This window comes from Acidiferrobacteraceae bacterium (assembly GCA_037388825.1).
Taxonomy (GTDB): domain Bacteria; phylum Pseudomonadota; class Gammaproteobacteria; order Acidiferrobacterales; family JAJDNE01; genus JARRJV01.
Map to the genome: position 1 here is coordinate 1 of JARRJV010000017.1, position 16,340 is coordinate 16,340.

17 protein-coding genes and 1 tRNA gene are annotated in these 16,340 nt (G+C 60.0%); all 18 read left to right on the forward strand.

The features are described 5' to 3' along the window. On the forward strand, nucleotides 1-112 hold a 112-nt coding region (locus P8X48_04505), incomplete at its 5' end, for a hypothetical protein (protein MEJ2106581.1). 141 nt (nucleotides 113-253) lie between these two features. Then, nucleotides 254-1,006: a triose-phosphate isomerase gene (tpiA, locus tag P8X48_04510; protein ID MEJ2106582.1), complete on the forward strand. Its 753-nt coding sequence runs from the start codon at nucleotides 254-256 to the stop codon at nucleotides 1,004-1,006. 17 nt (nucleotides 1,007-1,023) lie between these two features. After that, nucleotides 1,024-1,407 (forward strand): preprotein translocase subunit SecG, encoded by a 384-nt coding sequence (gene secG / locus P8X48_04515; protein MEJ2106583.1) that lies wholly within the window; start codon nucleotides 1,024-1,026, stop codon nucleotides 1,405-1,407. Between the two features lie 29 nt (nucleotides 1,408-1,436). Beyond that, a tRNA-Leu gene (locus tag P8X48_04520) sits at nucleotides 1,437-1,521 on the forward strand. Nucleotides 1,522-1,805: 284 nt separating this feature from the next. Further along, a complete protein-coding gene (locus P8X48_04525) occupies nucleotides 1,806-2,162 on the forward strand; it encodes an NADH-quinone oxidoreductase subunit A (protein ID MEJ2106584.1) in 357 nt (118 codons plus the stop codon). Beyond that, a complete protein-coding gene (locus tag P8X48_04530; GenBank protein ID MEJ2106585.1) occupies nucleotides 2,153-2,629 on the forward strand; it encodes an NADH-quinone oxidoreductase subunit B in 477 nt (158 codons plus the stop codon). Before P8X48_04525 ends, P8X48_04530 begins: the two co-directional genes overlap by 10 nt. Nucleotides 2,630-2,636: 7 nt before the next feature. Continuing rightward, the gene (locus P8X48_04535) at nucleotides 2,637-3,254 is read left to right on the forward strand and encodes an NADH-quinone oxidoreductase subunit C (protein MEJ2106586.1); all 618 of its coding nucleotides are present in this window, start codon (nucleotides 2,637-2,639) and stop codon (nucleotides 3,252-3,254) included. Beyond that, complete coding sequence (locus P8X48_04540) at nucleotides 3,238-4,491, forward strand: NADH-quinone oxidoreductase subunit D (protein ID MEJ2106587.1); 1,254 nt, start codon at nucleotides 3,238-3,240, stop codon at nucleotides 4,489-4,491. Before P8X48_04535 ends, P8X48_04540 begins: the two co-directional genes overlap by 17 nt. Further along, complete coding sequence (nuoE, locus tag P8X48_04545; protein MEJ2106588.1) at nucleotides 4,491-4,997, forward strand: NADH-quinone oxidoreductase subunit NuoE; 507 nt, start codon at nucleotides 4,491-4,493, stop codon at nucleotides 4,995-4,997. The genes P8X48_04540 and nuoE overlap by 1 nt, the downstream gene beginning before the upstream one ends. A gap of 2 nt (nucleotides 4,998-4,999) precedes the next feature. Next, nucleotides 5,000-6,271: an NADH-quinone oxidoreductase subunit NuoF gene (gene nuoF, locus P8X48_04550; GenBank protein MEJ2106589.1), complete on the forward strand. Its 1,272-nt coding sequence runs from the start codon at nucleotides 5,000-5,002 to the stop codon at nucleotides 6,269-6,271. Between the two features lie 28 nt (nucleotides 6,272-6,299). After that, a complete protein-coding gene (gene nuoG / locus P8X48_04555) occupies nucleotides 6,300-8,669 on the forward strand; it encodes an NADH-quinone oxidoreductase subunit NuoG (GenBank protein ID MEJ2106590.1) in 2,370 nt (789 codons plus the stop codon). A gap of 3 nt (nucleotides 8,670-8,672) precedes the next feature. Beyond that, entirely contained in the window at nucleotides 8,673-9,746 is a 1,074-nt protein-coding gene (gene nuoH, locus P8X48_04560) for an NADH-quinone oxidoreductase subunit NuoH (protein MEJ2106591.1), read from the forward strand. 21 nt (nucleotides 9,747-9,767) lie between these two features. Next, the gene (gene nuoI, locus P8X48_04565) at nucleotides 9,768-10,253 is read left to right on the forward strand and encodes an NADH-quinone oxidoreductase subunit NuoI (protein MEJ2106592.1); all 486 of its coding nucleotides are present in this window, start codon (nucleotides 9,768-9,770) and stop codon (nucleotides 10,251-10,253) included. A 40-nt stretch (nucleotides 10,254-10,293) separates the two neighbouring features. Further along, nucleotides 10,294-10,902, forward strand: coding sequence for an NADH-quinone oxidoreductase subunit J (locus P8X48_04570; GenBank protein MEJ2106593.1), 609 nt, complete (start codon nucleotides 10,294-10,296; stop codon nucleotides 10,900-10,902). Nucleotides 10,903-10,913: 11 nt separating this feature from the next. Then, complete coding sequence (nuoK, locus tag P8X48_04575; protein ID MEJ2106594.1) at nucleotides 10,914-11,219, forward strand: NADH-quinone oxidoreductase subunit NuoK; 306 nt, start codon at nucleotides 10,914-10,916, stop codon at nucleotides 11,217-11,219. Nucleotides 11,220-11,237: 18 nt separating this feature from the next. Next, on the forward strand, nucleotides 11,238-13,202 hold the full coding sequence (nuoL, locus tag P8X48_04580; GenBank protein ID MEJ2106595.1) for an NADH-quinone oxidoreductase subunit L: 1,965 nt from the start codon (nucleotides 11,238-11,240) through the stop codon (nucleotides 13,200-13,202). Nucleotides 13,203-13,230: 28 nt separating this feature from the next. After that, nucleotides 13,231-14,733 (forward strand): NADH-quinone oxidoreductase subunit M, encoded by a 1,503-nt coding sequence (locus P8X48_04585; protein MEJ2106596.1) that lies wholly within the window; start codon nucleotides 13,231-13,233, stop codon nucleotides 14,731-14,733. 35 nt (nucleotides 14,734-14,768) lie between these two features. After that, the gene (gene nuoN / locus P8X48_04590; protein MEJ2106597.1) at nucleotides 14,769-16,208 is read left to right on the forward strand and encodes an NADH-quinone oxidoreductase subunit NuoN; all 1,440 of its coding nucleotides are present in this window, start codon (nucleotides 14,769-14,771) and stop codon (nucleotides 16,206-16,208) included. Nucleotides 16,209-16,340 lie beyond the last annotated feature (132 nt).

The following is a 16,340-nucleotide window of genomic DNA, read 5'->3' on the forward strand; positions in this document are numbered from 1 at the left end:
CACCGAGCCCGTGATCCGGGTTATGGTGGAGGGCGACGACGCCGCCAAGGTGGCGCAACTCAGTCAGCAGCTGGCCGACACGGTCCGCGCCGCCGCCGACGCAGCAGCCTAGCCGTCGGCCGGACCGATATCGCCCGGTTCCGCCGCTGTGGGCTTCGCTGGAGTTACCGGATCCCGCCGCTTCATTGCGAAATCCCCCGCCAGTGGGTAACATGCCGCCCGCTTTTGACAGAAGAATCCCGAGGAGCAAGTCATGCGTCGGCCACTGGTAGCCGGAAACTGGAAAATGAACGGCGACAAGGCCGGATCCACCGCCCTGTTGGAAGGAATCCTTGCCGGTATGGGTGAGGTGAAGAATGCGGAAGTGGCGGTGTGCCCGCCATTTATTCTGCTGCCGCTGGCCGCGGAGAAGCTCTCCGGGAGCGCCGTCGCTGTCGGCGGCCAGAATCTGAGCGTGCACGATTCGGGTGCCTACACGGGCGAGATCTCCGGGCCGATGTTGATCGATGCCGGTTGTCATTACGTCATCGTGGGACACTCCGAGCGGCGTTCATATTATGGTGAGAACGACGCCCTGGTCGCGGAGAAGTTTTCCGCCGCGCGCCGTCATGGCCTTGTCCCCATCCTCTGTGTCGGGGAGACCCTGGAGGAACGCGAAGCAGGAGACACCGAGGAAGTGGTGGCACGGCAGCTGGACGTGGTGATCGGTATCGACGGGATTGCCGCATTTTCCGATGCCGTGATTGCATACGAGCCGGTCTGGGCCATCGGGACCGGAAAGACGGCCACGCCGGACCAGGCGCAGGATGTCCATCGTTTCATCCGCGAACGCCTGGCCAGTCACGATGCGACGGTGGCGGAGCAGTGCCGGATTCTGTACGGCGGAAGCATGAAGCCCGACAATGCCGTCGAACTCATCGCACAGCCCGATATCGACGGCGGCTTGATCGGTGGTGCATCACTCAAGGCAGCAGACTTTCTCGCGATCTGCACTGCCGCCAACTGAGTTTCGGAACCGGAACCATGAGAGACATACTTGTTGCCGTACTGATTATCGATTCTCTGGCCCTGATTGGCATGGTGCTGTTGCAACATGGCAAAGGGGCCGATGCCGGCGCGACCTTTGGTGGCGGTGGCGGTGGTTCCGATACCCTGTTCGGTGCACGCGGATCGGCAACCTTCTTGTCACGTCTGACGGCGGCCCTGGCGATCATATTCTTCGCCACCACCATGGCGCTGGCGTTCTATTCAGCGCAACGCACGAGCCCCAAAGGTCTCACCGGTTCCGTTACCTCTGCGCCTGCGTTGGAAAAGGCAAAAAAGGAACCGGTCAAGAAGACGGAAGAGAAACCGGCAGCAACGCCGGCCAAGAAGAAGGAACCCTCGGTACCTGAAGTACCCAAGTAAGCGACCGCCCGGGTCGGTTATTGCATATCGCCGAAGTGGTGGAACTGGTAGACACGCTGTCTTGAGGGGGCAGTGGCGCGAGCCGTGCGGGTTCGAATCCCGCCTTCGGCACCATATTCAACAAAATAAAAAGCCTGATATGCGCGGTACTACTCCAGGTACTGCGAATTATTCTTGCCCATTCCGGTCAAACATAGTGATGCACAATAGGCAGAATTTATGCCTGCAAAAAGACGAGTACACACTCGGTTTTTTATGGAGGCACAAATATACGTCGTCTTGACTTTTCGCTTGGCGAGCGCCTAGACTGCCCGACCCTATAAATACAAGTTATGGCGGGCGGCAACAGAAAACAACAAAGCCCGGCGCCACGCCACAGTATTGGAGCACAGACGGAGATGCTTGAAGGCTACGTGCCAGTTCTGATTTTCGTTGTCATCAGCCTGCTGCTCGGTCTGGTTCTGCTGAGTCTTGGTCGTCTGTTTGGCGGCAACAATCCCAACGAAGACAAGCTGTCGCCCTACGAATGCGGGTTTGAGGCATTTGAGGACGCACGCATGAAATTTGACGTGCGCTACTACCTCGTCGCCATCCTGTTCATCATCTTCGATCTGGAGATCGCTTTTCTGTTTCCCTGGGCGGTGGCCTTGCGCGAGATCGGTCTCGTGGGGTTCGTCGCCATGATGATCTTCCTGGGTGTGCTCGTGGTGGGCTTCATTTATGAATGGAAGAAGGGGGCGCTGGAATGGGACTAGATCAGGCCTCCCAGCGCGGGTGGATGACCACCACGCTGGACAGTGTCATCAACTGGACCCGGACCGGGTCGCTCTGGCCCATGACCTTCGGGCTGGCCTGCTGCGCCGTGGAAATGATGCAGGCCGGGGCCTCGCGCTACGACATGGACCGTTTCGGCGTCATGTTTCGCCCGAGTCCACGGCAGTCTGACGTGATGATTGTTGCCGGTACCCTGGTCAACAAGATGGCGCCGGCGCTACGCAAGGTTTACGACCAGATGGCCGAGCCCCGGTGGGTAATCTCCATGGGGTCCTGTGCCAATGGCGGCGGGTACTATCACTACTCCTATTCCGTGGTCCGCGGATGTGATCGCATCGTCCCGGTCGACGTGTATGTTCCCGGTTGCCCACCCACGGCGGAGGCCCTCCTGTACGGGGTGCTTCAGCTCAAGAACAAGATTCGCCGTACCAATACGATCGCCAGGTGAGCCGACCATGAGTATTACGGAGACCCTGCGCAGCGTGGGCGCGCGTGTGCATGAAAACTTTGGCGAAGACGTTCGCGCGATCGAGGACGACCTCGGTCAGCTCACCCTTGAAGTAGAGCGCCCGCGCTACCGCGAACTGTGCGGTTTTCTTCGCGATGATCCCCAGTGTGGCTTTGCCCAGTTGATGGACCTTTGCGGCATCGATTTCCTTGGCTACCGCGCCGAGGCCGCTGGCGAAAAGCGTTCCGGACCGCGCTTCGCGGTAGTGCTGCACCTGCTGTCCATCACCCGGAACCACCGCGTTCGCGTACGTACTTTTCTCGACGAAGAGACAGTCATGACGGACTCCGTGACCGACGTATGGAATTCCGCGAGCTGGTACGAGCGTGAGGCCTTCGATCTCTACGGCATCATATTTGACGGGCATCCCGATCTGAGGCGCATTCTCACCGATTATGGTTTTGTCGGTCACCCGTTCCGCAAGGATTTTCCGCTCAGCGGCAATGTGGAAATGCGCTACGACCAGCGTCAACGTCGTGTGATCTACCAACCGGTCACCATAGAGCCGCGGCAACTTGTACCGCGGGTCATACGCGAGGAGGGCTACGGTGGCCGAGATTCGTAACTACACGATGAACTTTGGTCCCCAGCATCCCGCGGCCCACGGCGTGTTGCGACTGGTGCTGGAACTTGACGGTGAAGTAATCGATCGTGCGGATCCGCACATTGGTCTGCTGCATCGCGCCACGGAAAAGCTCGCAGAGAACAAGCCGTTCAACCAGAGTATCGGTTACATGGACCGGCTCGATTACGTGTCCATGATGTGCAACGAGCATGCGTATGTAATGGCAGTCGAGAAGCTGCTGGGCATCGAAGTGCCGGTGCGCGCGCAATACATCCGCGTCATGTTCGACGAGATCACCCGCATCCTGAACCACCTCATGTGGCTGGGTACCCACGGGCTGGATATCGGCGCCATGACGATGTTCCTGTACTGCTTCCGCGAGCGCGAGGACCTGATGGATACCTACGAGGTGGTATCGGGCTCGCGCATGCATGCGACCTACTACCGCGTGGGCGGGGTCTACCGGGACCTGCCGGATACCATGCCGCAGTACGAAGCGTCGAAGTGGCACAGCCGCAAGGACGTGGAGCGGATGAACCACAATCGCCAGGGCTCCCTGCTGGACTTCATCTGGGATTTCACCGAGCGTTTCCCCAAACACGTCGACGAGTATGAAACCCTGCTGACGGACAACCGCATCTGGAAGCAGCGCACAGTGGGGATCGGCGTGGTTTCGCCGGAACGGGCACTCCAGCTGGGGTTCAGCGGCGCCATGTTGCGCGGTTCCGGCATTGAGTGGGATCTGCGCAAGAAGCAACCCTATGCCGCCTATGACCGCATGGACTTCGACATCCCGGTTGGCGTCAATGGCGACTGCTACGATCGCTACCTGGTGCGTGTGGAGGAGATGCGTCAATCCAACCGCATCATTCGCCAGTGCGTGGACTGGCTGCGCAAGAATCCCGGCCCCGTGATCGTCGACGATCACAAGATCGTACCCCCGGATCGCGAGACCATGAAATACGACATGGAATCCCTGATCCACCACTTCAAGCTCTATTCCGAGGGCTACTGTGTACCGGAAGGCGAGGTGTACGCGGCGGTGGAGCATCCCAAGGGGGAATTCGGTATTTATCTCGTCAGCGACGGCGCCAACAAGCCGTTCCGTCTCAAGATCCGCGCGCCCGGTTTCGCTCATCTGTCCGCCCTGGACGAAATGTCACGGGGGCACATGATTCCCGACGTTGTGGCCATTATCGGCACCTCGGACATCGTATTCGGGGAGATCGATCGCTGATGACTGCCCCCGCAGACAAGACGACGATCGATTTGCTGTCCATCAACGCGAAACAGGAAATCGACAGGTGGATCGCCAAGTATCCCGCGGACGAGAAGCAGGCCGCGGTGATGGCGGCCCTGCGCATTGCCCAGGACATGCATGGCGGTTGGCTGACGAATGAATTGATCGAGGCGGTGGCCAACTACCTGGAAATGCCGACCATAGCGGTGGCGGAGGTTGCCACATTTTATTCGATGTACGAGCTCAAGCCCGTCGGTCGCCACAAGATCTGCGTATGCACCAACATTTCGTGCATGTTGTGCGGTTCCGATGGCATCGTCGATCACCTGAAGCAGAAACTCGGCATCGGGTTTGGCGAAACCACCTCCGACGGCCGCTTCACCCTGAAGGAAGTGGAGTGCCTGGGCGCCTGTGTCGGTGCACCCATGATGCAGATCGGCAATACCTACTATGAGAACCTGACGCCGGAATCGGTGGACAAGATTTTGTCGGAGCTCGACTAGCCATGGCCAACGAGATCTGTTTCCGCAACCTGGACCAGGAGCAGCCGTGGACGCTGGCGAGCTACGAGGCGTCCGGTGGATACAAGGTATGGCGCAAGATCCTGGCGGAGAAGACACCGCCGGAAGAAGTGATCGAGGAGCTCAAGACCTCGGCCCTGCGTGGTCGTGGCGGTGCCGGTTTTCCGACCGGCCTGAAGTGGAGTTTCATGCCGCGCAGTGCACCCGGGCAGAAATACATCGTCTGTAACTCGGACGAGGGCGAGCCGGGGACCTGCAAGGACCGCGATGTTCTGCGCTACAACCCCCACGCCCTGATCGAAGGCATGGCCATCGCCGGGTACTGTATCGGCGCGACCGTGGGCTACAACTACATTCGCGGTGAATTCTGGGAGCCCTACGAGCGTTTCGAGGGCGCGCTGGAAGAGGCCTATGCCGCCGGGCTGATCGGCAGGAACGTTCAGGGTACCGGGGTCGACTTCGATCTCTACTCCCATCTTGGTGCCGGCGCCTACATCTGCGGTGAGGAAACCGCATTGCTGGAGTCCATCGAAGGCAAGAAGGGGCAGCCGCGATTCAAGCCGCCGTTCCCGGCCAACGTCGGCCTGTTCGGTCGACCCACTACCATCAACAATACCGAGACCCTGGCCTCGGTACCGATCATTCTCGCCGAAGGCGGAAAGTGGTTCCTCGATCTTGGCAAGCCCAACAATGGCGGTTCCAAGCTGTTCTCCGTTTCCGGGCACGTCAACAGGCCCGGGAACTACGAAATCCCCATGGGAACCTCCTTCGCCGAGTTGCTGCAAATGGCGGGCGGCGTGCGCAACGGTCACCGGCTCAAGGCCGTGATTCCGGGCGGTTCTTCGGCACCGCCGTTGCCGGCATCCATGATGATGGATCTGACCATGGACTACGATGCCATCGCCAAGGCCGGGTCCATGCTCGGTTCAGGCGCGGTGATTGTCATGGATGAGACCACCTGCATGGTTCGCGCCCTGGCCCGCATCGCGCACTTTTATTATGAAGAGTCCTGCGGTCAGTGCACCCCGTGCCGGGAAGGCACCGGCTGGATGGCGCGTGTGATTCACCGCATCGAGCATGGCGAAGGACGGCAGGAGGATCTGGACCTGCTGGACGACGTCGCCGGCAAGATCATGGGACGCACCATCTGTGCCCTGGGGGACGCGGCGGCGATGCCGGTCCAGGGGTTCATCAAGCATTTCCGCGACGAATTTCAGTATCACATCGATCATCGCCGTTGCATGGTCAGCGCCTGAGTCGCGCAGGGCGAATCGGAAACAGAACATGGTTACCATCGAGATCGACGGAAAACAGATTGAGGCTGAAGAGGGCCAGATGCTGATTCAGGCGGCGGATGCCGCCGGGATCTACATCCCGCGTTTCTGCTATCACGACAAGCTGTCGGTGGCGGCCAACTGTCGCATGTGTCTGGTTCAGGTGGAAAAGGCGCCCAAGCCCCTGCCGGCCTGCGCCACACCGGTGGCCGACGGCATGAAGGTCTTTACCCGTTCGCATTACGCGCGCGAGGCCCAGCGCGGCACCATGGAATTCCTCCTGATCAACCATCCCCTGGATTGCCCCATCTGTGATCAGGGTGGCGAGTGCGATCTGCAGGACCTCGCCGTGGGCTACGGCAAGGACATTTCCCGCTTCCAGGAAGGCAAACGCATCGTCAAGGACAAGGACATCGGCCCGCTGATCGAGACCGAAATGACCCGCTGCATCCATTGCACGCGTTGCGTTCGCTTTGGTCAGGAAATTGCCGGGATCATGGAATTGGGCGCAACGGGCCGCGGTGAGCATATGCGAATCGGTACCTTCCTCGATTCCAGTGTCGATTCAGAGCTGTCCGGAAACGTCATCGATCTGTGCCCAGTGGGGGCGTTGACTTCCAAGCCGTTCCGCTACACGGCACGCGCCTGGGAACTGATGGATCATCCTTCCGTCGCCCCCCACGATGCCCTGGGTTCCAATGTCACTGTGCAGGTGCGCGGCCACGAGGTCATGCGCGTTCTACCCAGGGAGAATGCGCAGATCAATGAATGCTGGTTGTCCGATCGCGATCGCTTCAGCTACCAGGCGCTGGCGAGCGGGGATCGACTGCTGAACCCGCGCGTCAAGCGCAATGGCCGGTGGGAAGACGTGAGCTGGGAGGAAGCCCTGGACGTTGCCACGACCGGGATGAAGCGCATTGTCGAACGGCACGGAGCCGAGCGTCTCGGGACACTGGTTTCGCCAACAGCAACCCTGGAGGAGTTCTTCCTGGCGCAGAAGCTGACCCGTGGTTTCGGCAGTGGCAACGTGGACCACCGTCTGCGGCAGCTGGATTTTTCCGATGATGATATCGCGCCCCTGTTTCCCTGGTTCGGTCAGGCAATCGAGGACTTCGAGAACACCGACGCCGCCCTGCTGGTCGGAACCAATCTGCGCAAGGAGCTTCCGCTGCTGGCCCATCGTTTGCGCAAGGCGGCGCGGAAGGGCGCCAGCGTCGCCGCGATCAACCCCGTTGGCTACGCGTACAACTATCGGTTGCACGAGAATGTCGTGGCCGGTCCCTCCGAACTCGTCAATGTGCTTGCCGGTGTTGCCCGGGTATTGAAGGATCGCACCGGCAAGGATGTGCCCGCGAGCGCGGGTCCCTGGCTGCAGGAAGCGAAGCCGTCCTCATCTGAAGAACGGATCGCGGACATGTTGCTCAAGGGCGACTCTTCGGTCGTCCTCCTCGGCCCGCAGGCGGCCAACTCCGCGTGTGCGCCGGCGGCGCGCGCCCTGACCGAACTCGTCGCCGAGCTTGCCGGGGCACGGCTTGGTCTGTTGCCGGAGGCAAACAGCGTCTCCGCCTGGCTGGCAGGTTGTATTCCTCACCGCGGCGTGGCCGGGGCCGATGCCCTGCAGGGGCGCGACGCGCGCCTGATGTTGAGCGATCCGCTGAAGGCCTATCTTCTGTTCGGTATCGAACCGGAACTCGATTGCAGCGACGGCAGTCGCGCACGTACCGCCATGCAGGCGGCCGATTTCGTGGTCATGGTCACGGCATTCAAACCGGATCAGGCCGGTACCACGGCCGCGGAATACGCCGACGTCATGTTGCCCCTGGCGCCGTTCACGGAAACGGAAGGTACGTTTATCAATGGAGAAGGGCGCGTCCAGCCCTTCGCCGCCGCGGTGCGGCCACGGGGAGACGCGCGACCCGGCTGGAAGATCCTGCGCATGCTCGGCAAGCTTGCCGGACTGAACGGATTCGACTATCTCGCCATCGACGATGTACGCACCGACATGGGGTTCGGCGACGTCCCCGCGTCCGCACGGCGGCGCGAGTGGCGTATCCCCGAAAGTTCGGCGCCGGTACCCGGCGAATTGCAGCGCCTTCTGGACACGCCGATGTACGTTGGTGATCCCGTGTTGCGGCGGGCTGCTGCATTGCAGGCCACGCACGATAATCCGCCACCCGCGGCCCGGATGAACGCGACCGAGGCGGGCAAGGCCGGTCTCAAGGATGGAGATCCGGTGGTGGTGCGCATGGTGGAAGGCGCGGCCAACCTTGAACTGGTGGTGGATCCACGGGTCCCGGACGGTTGCGTGCTGGTTCCCTCCGGCTATGCACAGACAGCGACCCTGGGTGCTTCGGGCCCGGTCACGGTGGTGAGGGCCTGATCCATGCACGACTTCCTCGCGCAGATTCCCTGGTTGCAGACGTTCCCGAGCTGGATTCTGGTCGCGGTCAGCAATGCCCTGCTGGTCGTTGCCATTCTGTTGCCATTGATTCTGTCGGTAGCCTATCTGACCTTTGCCGAACGAAAGATCATCGCCTTCATGCAGCTGCGTGTCGGACCCAATCGCGTCGGGCCGCGCGGCTGGCTGCAGCCCATCGCCGACGTGGTCAAGCTGTTGCTGAAGGAGATTGTGGTTCCCTCCAGCTCCAACCGCTTTCTGTTCCTGTTCGCGCCCATCCTGTCCCTGGCTCCGGCCTTTGTTGCCTGGGCGGTGATCCCTTTCACCGACAAGCTGGTCCTGGCCAACATCGATGCCAGCCTGCTGTTCATTCTGGCGATGACCTCGCTGGGCATCTATGGCGTGATCCTGGCCGGCTGGGCCTCCAATTCCAAGTACGCCCTGCTGGGCGCCATGCGTTCCGGCGCACAGATGGTGGCGTACGAGATCGCCATGGGTTTCGCGCTCGTGGGCGTGCTAATGGCAGCCAACACCCTGAACCTGCGGCAGATCGTGCTGGAGCAGCAGGGTGGTATCCAGTACTGGTATTTCCTGCCCCTGTTTCCGCTGTTTCTGGTGTATTTCATTTCCGGCGTTGCCGAGACCAATCGCGCACCGTTTGATATCGCCGAGGGCGAATCGGAGATCGTTGCCGGTTTCCATGTGGAGTACTCGGGCATCGTCTTCGGTCTGTTCTTCCTGGCCGAATACGCCAACATGATCCTGATCTCGGCGCTGGCGGTATTCATGTTCCTGGGCGGCTGGCTGTCTCCGGTTCCGCCAGCCTATGTGCCGGATGTGCCCGGCGTTCACTGGTTCCTGGGCGACGGCTTCCACTGGTTGTGGCTGAAGACCGCCGGAATCCTGTTTGTGTTTCTGTGGCTGCGGGCGACGTTCCCCCGCTACCGCTATGACCAGATCATGCGGCTGGGCTGGAAGGTGCTGATTCCCGCTACCATCGTCTGGATTGTGGTGGTTGGCATCGCCCAGCAGACGCGCTTCGCATACCTGTTCCACTGATCCGGACGGGGAGGCTGACATATGAGCGTAAAACAAGTCATCGACAGTTTTCTCTTTACGGAGCTCCGCAAGGGGCTGGGTCTGACCTTCCGCCAGATGTTCAAGCCGAAGATCACGGTCCAGTATCCGGAAGAGAAGACGCCCATGTCACCGCGCTTCCGCGGCCTGCATGCGCTGCGTCGCTATCCGAATGGTGAGGAACGTTGTATTGCGTGCAAACTGTGCGAGGTAATTTGTCCGGCCTTGGCGATCACCATCGAGTCGGAAGAGCGCGACGATGGTACGCGGCGGACCACACGCTACGACATCGACATGAGCAAATGCATCTTTTGCGGGTTCTGCGAGCAGGCCTGTCCTGTGGATTCCATCGTCGAGACCCGGGTCTTCGAGTTTCACGGTGAGAAGCGCGGAGACCTGATCTACACCAAGGATATGTTGCTGGCCATCGGCGATCGCTACGAGAAGCAGATCGCCGAGGACCGAATGGCGGACGAAAAATATCGATAAACGCCCGGGCAGCCGGGCCGAGCAATCACAACAAGACGAAATGAGTTTCGAACAACTGGTCTTTTTTGTCTTCAGCGCCATCCTGGTGTTTGCCGCCAGCATGGTCGTGACCGTTCGCCATCCGGTGAAGGCGGCACTGTTTCTCGTGCTGGCGTTCTTCTCCGCCGCCTGTCTGTGGCTGCTGCTGGAGGCGGAATTTCTCGCCATCGTGCTGATCCTGGTCTATGTCGGCGCGGTCATGGTGCTGTTCCTGTTTGTGGTCATGATGCTGGATGTGGATCTCGTGCGCTTGCGGGAAGGTTTCAGTGACTATCTTCCCATCGGCGGCCTGGTCGCGGCACTGCTGGTGCTGGAAATGGTGATCGTGCTCAGCTCGGACCTGTTCAGTTCGAGGAACATGCCGGCGCCAGTCCCCCATGCGGCGGGCTACAGCAATTCGATGGAGCTCGGCACCATTCTCTACACCATGTACCTGTACCCGTTTGAAATCGCCGCGGCCATCTTGCTGGTGGCCATCGTCGCCGCCATCGCCCTGACCCTGCGCGCGAAGCGGATCGAGATCAAGTACCAGAATCCGGCGAAGCAGATCTACGTACGGGCCAAAGACCGCGTACGCATCGTCAAGATGAAGTCGGAAAAGAAGGGTTGACGGAGGTAGGAATGATACCGCTGCATTATTACCTGATACTCGGAGCGATCCTTTTCTGCATCGCCATCGTAGGCATTTTTCTCAATCGGAAGAATGTCGTGATCCTGCTGATGTCCATCGAACTCATGCTGCTTTCGGTGAGCACGAACTTCGTGGCGTTTTCCCATTTCCGGGGAGACATGGCGGGGCAGGTTTTCGTGTTTTTCATTCTGACGGTTGCCGCCGCGGAATCCGCCATCGGCCTGGCCATTCTCGTGGTGTTGTTCCGCAACCGACATACCATCAACGTCGATGAACTCGACTCGCTCAAGGGATAGGCGATGTTCGGTCTGTCGATGAAAACCATCTACCTGCTCATTCCCCTGAGCCCGCTCGCGGGTTCGGTGCTTGCCGGGCTGTTTGGTCGCCAGATCGGACGCCGCGGCGCGCACTGGGCGACGATACTCGGCGTGGCCATCGCCTTCCTGCTTTCCGTGTTTGTATTGCGCGATGTGATGGCCGGTAACGTGTTCAACGGTTCGGTCTACACCTGGGCGGTTTCCGGTGGCGTGCCCATGGAGATCGGATTTCTGATCGATCCACTGTCGGCCATGATGATGGTGGTGGTCACCTTTGTCTCGCTGATGGTGCACATCTACACCATCGGCTACATGCACGATGATCCCGGCTACCAGCGCTTCTTCAGCTACATCGCGCTGTTCACCTTCTCCATGCTGATGCTGGTGATGTCGAACAACTTCCTGCAACTGTTCTTCGGCTGGGAAGCGGTGGGCCTGGTGTCCTATCTCCTGATCGGCTTCTGGTATACGCGCGATTCTGCCATCTATGCGAACCTCAAGGCCTTCCTCGTGAACCGCGTGGGGGACTTCGGCTTTCTGCTCGGGATCGCCGCAATCTATCTGCATTTCGATACCCTGGATTACTCCGCGGTATTCGCGATCGCGCCACAGTTCTCCGATACGGTAGTCCATGTAATCCCGGGCACCGGCTGGAAGCTGATGTCCATGATTTGCATCCTGCTGTTCATCGGCGCCATGGGGAAATCGGCCCAGGCACCGCTGCATGTGTGGCTGCCGGACTCCATGGAGGGCCCGACGCCGATCTCGGCCCTGATCCATGCCGCGACCATGGTCACCGCGGGCATCTTCATGGTGGCGCGCATGTCGCCGCTGTACGAGCTGTCCAATACCGCCCTGTCGTTCGTGATCGTAATCGGCGCGATCACGGCCCTGTTCATGGCGTTCCTCGGTGTGGTACAGACCGACATCAAGCGGGTGATCGCCTATTCCACGCTTTCGCAGCTGGGATACATGACCGTGGCCCTGGGGGCTTCGGCCTATGCCGCCGGAATCTTTCACCTGATGACTCACGCCTTCTTCAAGGCGCTGCTGTTTCTGGCCGCGGGTTCGGTCATCATCGCCATGCACCACGAGCAGGACATGCGCAAGATGGGCGGACTGAAAAAGTACATGCCCGTCACCTTCATCACGGCCTGGATCGGTTCGCTGGCGCTGGCGGGAATTCCGCCGTTTGCCGGATTCTTCTCCAAGGACGCCATCATCGAAGCGGTTCACCACTCCAACATTCCGGGCAGCGGCTTTGCCTATTTCGCGGTAGTCACAGGTGTCTTCGTCACCGCCTTCTATTCCTTCCGCCTGCTGTTCCTGACCTTTCACGGCAAGGAGCGCATGGACGAACATACCCGTTCGCACGTGAAGGAATCACCCCTGGTGGTAACGATTCCCCTGGTGCTGCTGGCGATTCCGTCCATGATTGCCGGTGCGATCTACATCTATCCCATGTTGTTCGGCCATTTCTTTGGCGGCGCGATTCATGTCGCCCATGCCCATGATGTGATGCACAAGATGGCCGAGGAGTGGAAGGATATCCCGGTGTACGAGGCGGTGATGCGCTATGCATTGCACGGCGTGTTGCAGCCACCGTTCTGGATCGCGCTCAGTGGAATCCTGGGCGCGTGGTTGTGCTACATCAAGTACCCGCACTGGCCGGAGCGCATCAGTACCCGTTTCTCGGTCATCTACCAGTTGCTGGTGAATAAGTACTGGATCGACGAGATCTATTTCAGGACCTTTGCCGACGGGGCCCGCGGGCTTGGCCGGATCCTGTGGCGCATCGGCGATGTACGCGTCATCGACGGGGCAATCGTCAACGGCAGTGCCCGCATCGTGGCCTGGGTATCGTCAGCCGTGCGCGGTATCCAGTCCGGCTATGTGTACCACTATGCCTTCGCCATGATCATCGGGCTGTTCCTGTTGATCACCATGTTCCTGCAGCGCTGATGGCCAGCGACATAACCAAGACAAAGAAATGATTCTGCACAATCTGCTCAGCCTGACCATCTGGACGCCCATTATCGGCGGCCTGTTGATCCTTGTGACAGGGAGCGACCGCAATGCGCCGCTGGCCCGGTGGATGGGTCTGGTTGTTGCGGTTGCAACCTTCGTTGTCAGCATCGCGATCTACCACGGCTACGATGCCAGTACGGCCGCGATGCAGTTCGTGGAGGGCGGGGCGGAGTCCGGGGCGGAGCCCTGGATCGCGGCGTTCAATGTCTATTACTACCTGGGCGTCGATGGCATATCGGTACTTCTGATTCTGCTGACTACCTTCAGCACCGTGCTGGTGGTGATCGCCGCCTGGCGTGTCATCCAGCGACGCGTGGCCATGTACATGGCCGCCTTCCTGATCATGGAAGGTCTGATGATCGGTGTGTTCTCCGCCCTGGACGCGATCCTGTTCTACGTCTTCTGGGAGGCCATGCTGGTTCCGATGTACCTCATCATCGGTATCTGGGGTGGGCCGAATCGGGTGTACGCGGCGATCAAGTTCTTCCTCTACACCTTCCTTGGTTCGGTGCTGATGCTGGTAGCCTTCATCTACCTCTACTATCGCGCTGGTCACAGTTTTGACATCCTGGCCTTCCACAATGTGAAGCTGGGCCTGAAGGAACAGATCCTGATCTTCTTTGCCTTCTTCGCGGCCTTCGCGGTGAAGATCCCCATGTGGCCGGTCCACACCTGGTTGCCGGATGCCCACGTGGAAGCGCCCACCGGGGGTTCGGTTGTCCTGGCGGCCATTATGCTGAAGATGGGCGGGTACGGTTTCCTTCGCTTCAACCTGCCCATTACCCCCGATGCCAGCCACGAACTCGCGTGGCTGATGATCGGCCTGTCCCTGATCGCCATTGTCTACATCGGACTGGTGGCCCTGGTGCAGGAGGACATGAAGAAACTGATCGCCTACTCATCCATCTCGCACATGGGTTTCGCAACACTGGGCATCTTCGTTTTCAATCCCCAGGGCATGGAAGGCGGTGTCGCACAGATGATCTCGCACGGGTTTATTTCCGGCGCGCTGTTCCTGTGCGTGGGCGTGCTCTATGACCGTCTGCACTCGCGACAGATTTCGGACTATGGCGGCGTTGCGAACCGTATGCCGATATTCGCTTCCTTCATGATGCTGTTTGCCATGGCCAATAGCGGCCTGCCGGGTACCTCGGGCTTCGTCGGCGAATTCCTGGTGATCCTGGGCTCGTTCCGCGCGAATTTCTGGTACGCCTTCCTGGCCGCGTCCACCCTGATCTTCGGCGCCGCCTACACCCTCTGGATGTACAAGCGCGTGATCTTCGGCAAGGTGGCCAACGACAAGGTCGCGAGCCTGCAGGATGCCACCCCGCGGGAAATCGTGTTTCTGGCGCTGCTGGCGGTGGCGGTACTGGCCATGGGGATCTGGCCGTACCCGTTCCTGGACGCAATCCACAGCTCGGTGGGCCACCTGCTACAGCAGGTCGCTACGAGTAAACTCGGCTAGTTCGCCAAACGACAGGAATTCAGGAAGCCGTTGCCATGAACATGCAAGCACTGACCATCGCCGCCCCGGAAATTCTGGTGTTTTCCATGGCCTGCGCGATTCTGGTGATCGATGTGTTCCTGACCGATCGTTCGCGCATCGTCAGTTACCTGTTGGCACAGGCGACCCTGGTGGCCGCCTTCGCGCTGACCCTCTGGGGTATGACGGACACCGCGGTACACGTCTTCAATGGTGCGTATGTGCGCGACCCCATGGCCGATGTCCTGAAGCTGGCGATCTATGCCGCCGTGTTCGTGGCCTTCGTCTATTCCCGGGACTATCTGGGCGAACGCGACCTGTTCCGTGGCGAATTCTACATCCTCGGCCTGTTCGGCCTGTGCGGAATGATGGTCATGGTGTCGGCCGGCAGTTTCCTGACCCTGTACCTGGGGCTGGAACTGCTGTCGCTGAACCTGTATGCCTTGACCGCATTCAACCGCGATTCGGCCCTGTCTACCGAAGCGGCTATGAAGTATTTCGTTCTGGGTGCTATCGCTTCGGGCATGCTGCTCTTTGGCATGTCCATGCTGTACGGGGCCACGGGCTCCCTGGATCTCGCCACCGTACATGCCGCTATCGGCAAGCTGTCGCCGAATCACATCGTCCTGATCTTCGGTCTGGTCTTCGTGGTCGTCGGTCTCGCATTCAAGGTAGGCGCGGTCCCGTTCCACATGTGGATTCCCGATGTGTATCAGGGAGCGGCGACTCCGGTCGCGGTCTACATCGGTTCCGCGCCAAAGATCGCCGCCTTCGCCATGATCATGCGTCTGCTGGTGGGAGGTCTCGGGGAGCTGTCGGCGTCGTGGCAGGACATGCTGATCATCCTCGCCATCCTGTCCATGGGGCTCGGGAACATCATCGCCATTGCCCAGACCAACATCAAACGCATGCTGGCCTATTCGACCATTTCCCACATGGGGTTCTTTCTGCTCGGCATTCTCAGCGCCACCGACAATGGCTACGGTTCGTCCATGTTTTACGTTCTGGTCTACGCGCTGATGAGCCTGGGTGCCTTCGGCGTCATCATTCTGTTGTCACGCCGCGGCTTTGAGGCGGAATGGCTGGAGGATTTCCGCGGTCTGGGTCAGCGCAGTCCCTGGGCCGCCTTCCTCATGCTGTTGCTGATGTTTTCCATGGCCGGCGTGCCGCCCACCCTGGGCTTTTACGCCAAGCTGATGGTGATTCAGTCCCTGGTGGATGCGGGTCTGGTCTGGCTGGCGATCGTATCGGTACTGATGGCGGTGATCGGGGCCTACTACTATCTGCGCGTGGTCAAGCTCATGTATTTTGACGAGCCGGCCGAGGCGCCCTCCATCGAGGCCCATTCCGATATGCGGGCGGTCCTGTCCCTCAATGCCATTGGTGTCATTGCCCTGATACCATGGGTCGGGGCCCTGATCGATCTCTGTCGCGAGGCGGTACGGGCCATCTCCTGATCCGGAATGCTGGTCCCGTCCTTGACGCGCCTCCACCGTCAGTGCATGCGAAGCGTCAACGACATTCTGGTGGACTTTCTCGACTAGGAAATGCGTGCTACGGACCGGGTCGGTCCGTAGCACACCAGCGTC

Excerpts from the sequence above, each read along its gene's own strand:
- nuoK (MEJ2106594.1), top strand. The coding sequence starts at position 10,914 with ATGATACCGCTGCATTATTACCTGATACTCGGAGCGATCCTTTTCTGC.
- P8X48_04570 (MEJ2106593.1), top strand. The coding sequence starts at position 10,294 with ATGAGTTTCGAACAACTGGTCTTTTTTGTCTTCAGCGCCATCCTGGTG.
- P8X48_04525 (MEJ2106584.1), top strand. The coding sequence starts at position 1,806 with ATGCTTGAAGGCTACGTGCCAGTTCTGATTTTCGTTGTCATCAGCCTG.
- nuoF (MEJ2106589.1), top strand. The coding sequence starts at position 5,000 with ATGGCCAACGAGATCTGTTTCCGCAACCTGGACCAGGAGCAGCCGTGG.
- nuoN (MEJ2106597.1), top strand. The coding sequence starts at position 14,769 with ATGAACATGCAAGCACTGACCATCGCCGCCCCGGAAATTCTGGTGTTT.
- nuoI (MEJ2106592.1), top strand. The coding sequence starts at position 9,768 with ATGAGCGTAAAACAAGTCATCGACAGTTTTCTCTTTACGGAGCTCCGC.
- P8X48_04530 (MEJ2106585.1), top strand. The coding sequence starts at position 2,153 with ATGGGACTAGATCAGGCCTCCCAGCGCGGGTGGATGACCACCACGCTG.
- nuoE (MEJ2106588.1), top strand. The coding sequence starts at position 4,491 with ATGACTGCCCCCGCAGACAAGACGACGATCGATTTGCTGTCCATCAAC.
- nuoL (MEJ2106595.1), top strand. The coding sequence starts at position 11,238 with ATGAAAACCATCTACCTGCTCATTCCCCTGAGCCCGCTCGCGGGTTCG.
- P8X48_04535 (MEJ2106586.1), top strand. The coding sequence starts at position 2,637 with ATGAGTATTACGGAGACCCTGCGCAGCGTGGGCGCGCGTGTGCATGAA.
- tpiA (MEJ2106582.1), top strand. The coding sequence starts at position 254 with ATGCGTCGGCCACTGGTAGCCGGAAACTGGAAAATGAACGGCGACAAG.
- nuoG (MEJ2106590.1), top strand. The coding sequence starts at position 6,300 with ATGGTTACCATCGAGATCGACGGAAAACAGATTGAGGCTGAAGAGGGC.
- secG (MEJ2106583.1), top strand. The coding sequence starts at position 1,024 with ATGAGAGACATACTTGTTGCCGTACTGATTATCGATTCTCTGGCCCTG.
- nuoH (MEJ2106591.1), top strand. The coding sequence starts at position 8,673 with ATGCACGACTTCCTCGCGCAGATTCCCTGGTTGCAGACGTTCCCGAGC.
- P8X48_04585 (MEJ2106596.1), top strand. The coding sequence starts at position 13,231 with ATGATTCTGCACAATCTGCTCAGCCTGACCATCTGGACGCCCATTATC.